At 72.2% G+C, this 7,558-nt stretch carries 5 protein-coding genes; 1 reads left to right on the top strand and 4 read right to left on the bottom strand.

All coding sequences use genetic code 11. The annotated features are described in order from the left end of the window. From ACFU7Y_RS35765 to ACFU7Y_RS35750, 4 genes are all read right to left on the bottom strand, one after another. On the bottom strand, positions 1 to 1,475 hold a 1,475-nt coding region (locus tag ACFU7Y_RS35765; RefSeq protein WP_380770852.1), incomplete at its 3' end, for an AI-2E family transporter. 492 nt (positions 1,476 to 1,967) lie between these two features. Then, on the bottom strand, positions 1,968 to 2,708 hold the full coding sequence (locus ACFU7Y_RS35760; RefSeq protein ID WP_224284426.1) for a transglycosylase SLT domain-containing protein: 741 nt from the start codon (positions 2,706 to 2,708) through the stop codon (positions 1,968 to 1,970). Positions 2,709 to 3,159: 451 nt separating this feature from the next. Continuing rightward, a complete protein-coding gene (locus tag ACFU7Y_RS35755) occupies positions 3,160 to 4,494 on the bottom strand; it encodes a PhoH family protein (RefSeq protein ID WP_224284425.1) in 1,335 nt (444 codons plus the stop codon). A 237-nt stretch (positions 4,495 to 4,731) separates the two neighbouring features. Beyond that, on the bottom strand, positions 4,732 to 5,526 hold the full coding sequence (locus tag ACFU7Y_RS35750) for an isoprenyl transferase (protein WP_308020298.1): 795 nt from the start codon (positions 5,524 to 5,526) through the stop codon (positions 4,732 to 4,734). A 398-nt stretch (positions 5,527 to 5,924) separates the two neighbouring features. Between ACFU7Y_RS35750 and ACFU7Y_RS35745 the strand changes: the two genes are divergently transcribed. After that, complete coding sequence (locus tag ACFU7Y_RS35745; protein ID WP_380770851.1) at positions 5,925 to 7,532, top strand: chitinase; 1,608 nt, start codon at positions 5,925 to 5,927, stop codon at positions 7,530 to 7,532. The last annotated feature ends 26 nt before the right edge of the window (positions 7,533 to 7,558 follow it).

Raw genomic sequence — 7,558 nt, 5'->3', positions numbered from 1 at the left:
GCCGTACGCCCGGCCGTGCGCTCGGCGGCCTCGCGGGCGGCTTCGAGCGCGGTGAAGACGGCCTGGCCGGCCTCGTTGCGGCGGCGCAGGTGGGTCACCACGGTGTTGGTGACGGCGATCAGCGGGACGGCGACCACCGCGCCGCCGATGCCGCCGACGATGCCGCCGGCCGCGACGCCGAGCACGACGCCGAGCGGGTGGACCCGGACGGCCCGGCCGAGGATCAGCGGCTGGAGGATGTGGCTCTCGACCTGCATCACCACCACCAGCACCACCAGCACCATCAGCGCCGTCCACGGCCCCTGGGTGACCAGCGCGATCAGCACCGCGACGGTGCCGGTGACCAGCGCGCCGACCAGCGGGACGAAGGCGCCCAGGAAGATGATCACGGCCAGTGGCAGGGCCAGCGGCACGCCCAGCAGGTCGACGCCGATGCCGATGCAGAGCGCGTCGATGAAGGCCACGCAGACCGTGCCGCGCACGTAGGCGGTGAGCGTCGCCCAGGCCTTCGGGCCGGCTCCGGCCATCGCGAAGCGGGAGTGCCGGGGCAGGCCGCGCAGCGCCCAGTTCCAGATCTTCGCGCCGTCGTAGAGGAAGAAGAAGGTGGTGAAGAAGGTCATCAGCAGCGCGGTCAGCACCTCGACGGCGATCTGCGCGCCGGTGATCGAGGCCGAGGTGAGCTGATCGGTGTTGGTGGTGATGGCCTTGGTGATCTGATTGGCGAAGTCGGTGATCTGCTGCTGGGTCAGGTGCAGCGGCCCGGTGACCAGCCAGTCCCGCAGCTGGTTGACGCCGGTCTTCACCTGGGTGGTGACGTCCGAGAGGTTGGTCGTCACCTGCCAGACCACGAACCAGCCGACAAGGCCGATCCCGGCCAGACCGCTGAGGAACACCCCGCCCGCCGCCAGCGAGTGCGGCACCCCGCGCCGGCGCAGCCAGGAGACCGAGGGCTCCAGCAGCGCGGTGATCAGCAACGAGGCCAGCACCGAGAAGGCGACCAGCCGCAGCATGTCGACCACGTAGAAGACGACGTAGAGCGCGGCGCCGAGCAACAGCAGCCGCCAGGTCGACTCGGCGGCCACCCGCAGCCCCCACGGCACCGCCTCGGCGGGCGTGGCCGGGCGGCCGGGGTGGTACTCCCGTCCGAACCCGGTGTGCGCGACCGGTACGGCCTGGGCGGCCGGGCCCGCCGCGGCGGACGGCCGGACCGTGTCGGCCACCGGGGCCGCCGGCACCGCCGGGGCCGGGTCGGCCCGCGGAACCGGGACCGGGACCGGGCCGGGCGCCTCGTCGAGCGCCGGGACACCCCCGTCCACAAGCGCCGGCACGTGCCCGACGGCCGGCGCCGGGAGGGCCGGCTCGTCGGGGTCGGCCGCCATCGCGGCACGCCGGCGCCGTTCGATCACGGCGGCCGCGCTCGCCACCACGGCCATGCCCTTGGCCACGGCCTTGAAGGCCTTTCCGCCCCGCGCCATCCTCGCTACCACCGCTCCCCTGCCGAACCCGCCGTGCCCGGCGGTACGCCGCGGGTCCTGCCGCGGCCGTCAGGGATGACGCTACCCGGCGAGGGCTCGGCCAGTCCGACCGCCGGTCCGTTCGACTCGAACCTCCCATCCCGATGAACCGGACAAAACGCCAGGTTCCATCTGGTTTCGGACATGCTTCGCTGGGGAGGAGTCGGGACGAGACCCCGGAGCCGAACCGCCGAGGTCGCCCCACGGCCAACTGCCGGCGGACCGGCCGGTACGGGGAGCAACCAGGACCCCTTCCCGCGCCCCGCGTCCGCAACCGGGACCGCACCGCCTGAGGGCGCACTGGTCAGCGCAGCCCGGGCGGCGCGGTCCGCCGCCTCGTCCCGGGCCGGAGAACGCCCGGGCCAAAGAACGTCACGGCCCCCGGCTGCGCGTCCTGGACGGACGAGCGGCCGGGGGCCGTGCGGAACCGCGCCGCCGAGGCGGCAGCCGTTCCTAGTACCAGTTGTGGGACTGCCAGAACGACCACGCGCCACAGGGGCTGCCGTAGCGGCTGTTCATGTAGCTGACGCCCCACTTGATCTGGGTGGCCGGGTTGGTGCGCCAGTCGGCACCGGCCGAGGCCATCTTGGTGCCGGGCAGCGCCTGGACCAGACCGTACGCGCCGGAGCTCTTGTTGGTCGCGGTGTAGTCCCAGCCGCTCTCGCGCTTCACGATCTGGCTGAAGCACTGGAACTGCGCGTCGTTGCCGACGATCTGCCGGGCCAGGTCCTGGACCGAGCCGGGGCTGACCGAGACGGGCGGCGCGCTGTCCTCGACCGCAGTCATCGCCGAGCGGGCCTTGGAGCGGTTGGCGGCGGCGTCGGCGGCCTTGCGCGCGTCGTCGGCGGCCTTGGCCGCCTTGTCCGCGTCGGCCTTCGCCTGGGCGTCGGCCTTCGCCTGGGCGTCCGCGGCGGCCTTCTGGCGCGCGGCCTCCTCGGCGGCCTTCTGCTCCGCGGCAGCCTTGGCGGCGGCGTCGGCGGAGGCCTGCTGGGCGGATGCCTGCTGGCCGATGTTGTCACTGATGGTCTGCGCCTGGGCGCCAGAGGGGACTTCGGCAAGCAGGGTCGCGCCGGCGACGTCGACCGTCTGCGTCGTCTTGCCCTCGCTGCCCGAGGCCATGCCCACGACGGCACCGACAGCGGTGACGGCGGTGGCGGAGGCCACAGCAACTCCCCGGACCGAGATCCGAGTCACATGGATTCCTTCCAGCATCGCCCACGTGTGACCGTACGGGCGCAACATGCCCCTTGACACGGACCTCCGCACGGTGCTCTGGTCACGGGAGGTGCTGGCCCGGCGTCCGGCCGAGGTGAGGCGACCGGGCGTTGGAATCGGGCGGCGTACAGCTCAACGGTCTTCAATTGTGTGTCCACCGACCGGAGTTGGTGGACCTTCCGGGGCCTGACTCCCGGAGTCCGGGAGCCCTGCCGCGCCGTACGCGGGGCCTGACAGAACCCTCACCATGCCGCACCGGGCACTGCCGACGCAATTCCCGCCCGCGTGGCGCATGTCACATTCACCGCACGGCAGTTCCCTGGACGGAAAGCACTCGATGTGATGAACCGGATGGAGCCCGCTCCGTCAGGAGCGGGCTCCAGGCCACCAGTTGACCGTATTGTCTGACTATGCCCCTATCTGGGGCGGATCACGGGTGGATGTCCTCCAGCATCTCCGTGACCAGCGCCGCGATCGGCGAACGCTCCGAGCGGGTGAGCGTGATGTGGGCGAAGAGCGGATGGCCCTTCAACTTCTCCACCACCGCCACCACACCGTCGTAGCGGCCCACCCGGAGGTTGTCCCGCTGCGCCACGTCGTGGGTGAGCACCACCCGCGAACCCTGGCCGATCCGGGACAGCACCGTCAGCAGGACGTTCCGCTCCAGCGACTGCGCCTCGTCCACGATCACGAACGCGTCGTGCAGCGAGCGCCCCCGGATGTGGGTCAGCGGCAGCACCTCCAGCATCCCGCGGGAGATGACCTCCTCGATCACGTCCGGGGTGGTGACGGCGGAGAGGGTGTCGAAGACCGCCTGCGCCCAGGGGCCCATCTTCTCCGCCTCGGTGCCGGGCAGGTAGCCCAGCTCCTGCCCGCCGACCGCGTACAGCGGCCGGAAGACCATCACCTTGCGGTGCTGCCCCCGCTCCAGCACCGCTTCCAGCCCCGCGCACAGCGCCAGCGCCGACTTCCCGGTGCCGGCCCGACCGCCCATCGAGACGATGCCGATCTCCGGGTCGAGCAGCAGGTCCAGCGCCACCCGCTGCTCGGCGCTGCGCCCGCGCAGCCCGAACGCCTCGCGCTCGCCGCGCACCAGCCGCACCCGGCCGTCGCCGGTGACCCGGCCGAGCGCCCGGCCGCGCTCCGAGGTGAGCACCAGTCCGGTGTGGACGGGCAGTTCGGTGGCCCCGTCGACGTCCACCCCGGCCTCGTGGCCGGCCGAGAACAGCGCGTCCACCTGGTCGGCCGGGACGTGCAGCTCGGACATGCCCGTCCAGCCCGAGGTGATCGCGAGCTCGGCCCGGTACTCCTCGGCGAGCAGGCCCACCGAGCTGGCCTTGATCCGCAGCGGCAGGTCCTTGGACACGACGGTGACGTCGTAGCCCTCGGCCTGGAGGTTGCGGGCGACCGCGAGGATCCGGGTGTCCGCCTCACCGCCGCCGGCCCGGTAGCCGACCGGCAGTATCGACACGTCGGAGTGGTTGAGCTCGACCCGGATGGTGCCGCCGAGCTCGCCGACCGGGATCGGCTCGTCGAGCCGGCCGTGGCGGATGCGGTAGTCGTCGAGCAGCCGCAGCGCCTGGCGGGCGAAGTAGCCCAGCTCCGGGTGGTGCCGCTTGTCCTCCAACTCGGTGACGACCACCACCGGGAGGACGACCTCGTGCTCCTCGAAGCGGGTCATGGCGAGCGGGTCCGCCAGGAGCACGCTGGTGTCGAGAACGTACGTGCGCCGGTCTGGTGTCCGGCGGCTCTTGGAACTGACCACTAGGCCTCCAGAGCGGATGACCCTGCGTCATCCGCGGCAAGCCGGCCCCCGCTGCCCCTGTGGCCTCGGGGCCGGACTGACTGGAGTATTCCCAGGCGGGGAACGGTGCATTCGCGTGCCCGGCGAACTGACGGATCATTGCCGGTGAACGTTTGGCCTCGCGCAGGCGCCGGGTAGGCCAGGCCTACGGCGGTCATTTCCTCCGGGCGGCCGGGGCCGGGGGCCGCCGGCCCGGAGCTACAGTCCCATCCGCCGGTGGCGCTGCTCGTACGCGCGCAGCGCGCGCAGGAAGTCGACCTTGCGGAAGGCCGGCCAGTACGCCTCGCAGAAGTAGAACTCGCTGTGCGCGCTCTGCCAGAGCAGGAAGCCGGACAGCCGCTGCTCGCCCGAGGTGCGGATGATCAGGTCGGGGTCGGGCTGGTTGCGGGTGTACAGGTGCTCGGAGATGTGCTCGACGGTCAGGATCTCGGCCAGTTCCTCGATCGAGGTGCCGCGGCCGGCCTGCTCCTGGAGCAGCGAGCGGACGGCGTCGGCGATCTCGTGCCGGCCGCCGTAGCCGACCGCGACGTTGACCGTGATGCCGTCGATCTCGGCGGTCTGGTCGGCGGCCCGCTTGAGCACGTCGGCGGTGTGCTGCGGCAGCAGGTCCAGCGCCCCGACCGGGTTGACCCGCCAGCGGCGGGCGGCGGCCAGGCCGGTGACGGCGTCCTCGATGATGCCGAGCAGCGGGACGAGCTCGTCGGCCGGGCGGTCCAGGTTGTCGGTGGAGAGCATCCAGAGGGTGACGACCTTGACGTGGGTCTCGTCGCACCAGCCGAGGAACTCGCTGATCTTGTCGGCGCCGCGCTGGTGGCCGTACGCGGTGGAGCCGCCGGCCGCCTTGGCCCAGCGGCGGTTGCCGTCCAGGATCACGCCGATGTGGCGCGGGGTGCTCGCGAGGTGGACCTCGACCCGCCGGCCGTAGAGCCCGTACATCCCGCTGAGCAGGGTGCGAAGCCCCGGCGTCCGTTCGGCGACATCGCGCAGACCCATGTTTCCCGGCCCCTCCGTGCTCGTTGCAACTGGTGCGTCACCGCCCCCGGCGCAGCCTACTCCGGCACGCAGGTGCACGGTAAAGCCGCAGGTAGCGGTCTGGTCACGGTCCTGTACGAAGTCTGTCGCGACCGGCGTGTCGGGGGCCCTCCGGGCGGGCGGCGGGGTCGTTCCGGGCCCCCGGGGCGGGGACACGGAACGGTCTCCGAATCCTTAACGGAACCGTAAGCCGTTCTTCCGGTGCTTGACGGCCAGCAATGGTCTAGTCCAGCTTTTGATCCGGGACGGAACGATCCTCCTCCTCCGCCCCGCAGGCTCACTTCGGACCTCCCCTCCCCCACACGCGGCCGCCGCGCCCCCCACCGCGGCGGCCGCTCCTCCCCCAGGAGCGTCACCCCATGGCCCGTACGCTGAACCAGCCTTCGCACAAGCGCCGGCGCAGCCCCCTCCCGGCCGTCGCGGCCGGTGCCACCGCCCTCGCCCTGGCCGGCGGCGGCCTCGCCCTCTTCGCCGGCGGCGCCAGCGCGGCGGTCGGCAACCTGGTCGGCAACGGCGGCTTCGACGGCGGGCTCGCGGGCTGGACCTGCACCGGCGCCGCGACCACGGTCTCCTCCCCGGTCCACTCCGGCACCGGCGCACTCCAGGCCACCCCGGGCGCCGGCGACACCGCCGAGTGCACCCAGACCATCAGCGTGCTGCCCAACACCAGCTACACGCTGAGCGCGTGGGTCCAGGGCCCGTACGTCTACCTCGGTGCACGCGGCACCGGCGGCACCGACCCGTCCGCCTGGTCGAACCAGAACAGCTGGAACCAGCTGTCCACCACCTTCACCACCGGGGCGAACGCCACCAGCGTCACCGTCTACCTGCACGGCTGGTACGGCCAGAGCGCCTACCTGGCCGACGACGTCGCGCTGATCGGCCCCGGCGGCACCGGCACCCCGTCGCCGACCGCGACCCCCACCTCCACGCCGACGGCCACCGCCTCCCCCACGGCCACCGCGACGCCGACCACGACGGCGACCCCGACCCCCACCGCGACGCCCACGCAGACCGCGACGGCGACCCCCACCGCCACGCCGACCAGCACCACCCCGCCGGCCACCGGCCTGCCCGCCCACCTGGTCACCGGCTACTGGCAGAACTTCGACAACAACTCGACCGTGCAGCGGCTGAGCGACGTCCAGAGCGCGTACGACATCATCGCGGTCTCCTTCGCCGACGCCGTGCCGACCCGGACCGGCGCGATCAGCTTCACCCTGGACCCGGGCCTGTCCAAGGCGCTCGGCGGCTACACCGACGCCCAGTTCCGCGCCGACATCAAGGCCAAGCAGGCGGCCGGCAAGAAGGTCATCCTCTCCATCGGCGGGCAGAACGGCGCGATCACCGTCGGGGACGCCACCGCCGGCGCCAACTTCGTCAACAGCGCCTACGCGATCATCAAGGACTACGGCTTCGACGGCATCGACGTCGACCTGGAGAACGGCGTCCAGGCCGGCCCGCTCGGCGACGCGCTGCACGCCCTCCAGGCCAAGGTCGGCCCCGGCTTCGTGCTGACCATGGCCCCCGAGACCATCGGGATGTACAGCACCTCCGGCGCCTACTTCCAGCTGGCGCTGAAGACCAAGGACATCCTCACCGTCGTCAACACCCAGTTCTACAACTCGGGCGGCATGAACGGCTGCGACGGCAAGGTCTACAACCAGGGCACCATCGACTTCATCACCTCGCAGGTCTGCACCCACATCCAGGGCGGCCTGCGGCCGGACCAGGTGGGCATCGGCGTCCCGGCCTCCACCAAGGCGGCGGGCGGCGGCTACGTCTCGCCGACCGTGGTGAACAACGCGCTGGACTGCCTGGCCACCGGCAACAACTGCGGCAGCTTCGTGCCGCCGGCCAAGTGGCCGACCATCCGCGGCGCGATGACCTGGTCGACCAACTGGGACGCCAACAACGGCAACGCGTTCTCCAACGCGGTCGGCCCGTTCGTCCACAAGATGCCGTAACGGCAGGGCCGCAGCCGCCACGGACG

It is taken from the genome of Kitasatospora sp. NPDC057542, assembly GCF_042801945.1.
Lineage (GTDB): Bacteria > Actinomycetota > Actinomycetes > Streptomycetales > Streptomycetaceae > Kitasatospora.
The sequence above is the reverse complement of the archived record's forward strand: the minus strand, read 5'-3'. Positions and strand labels throughout refer to the sequence as shown.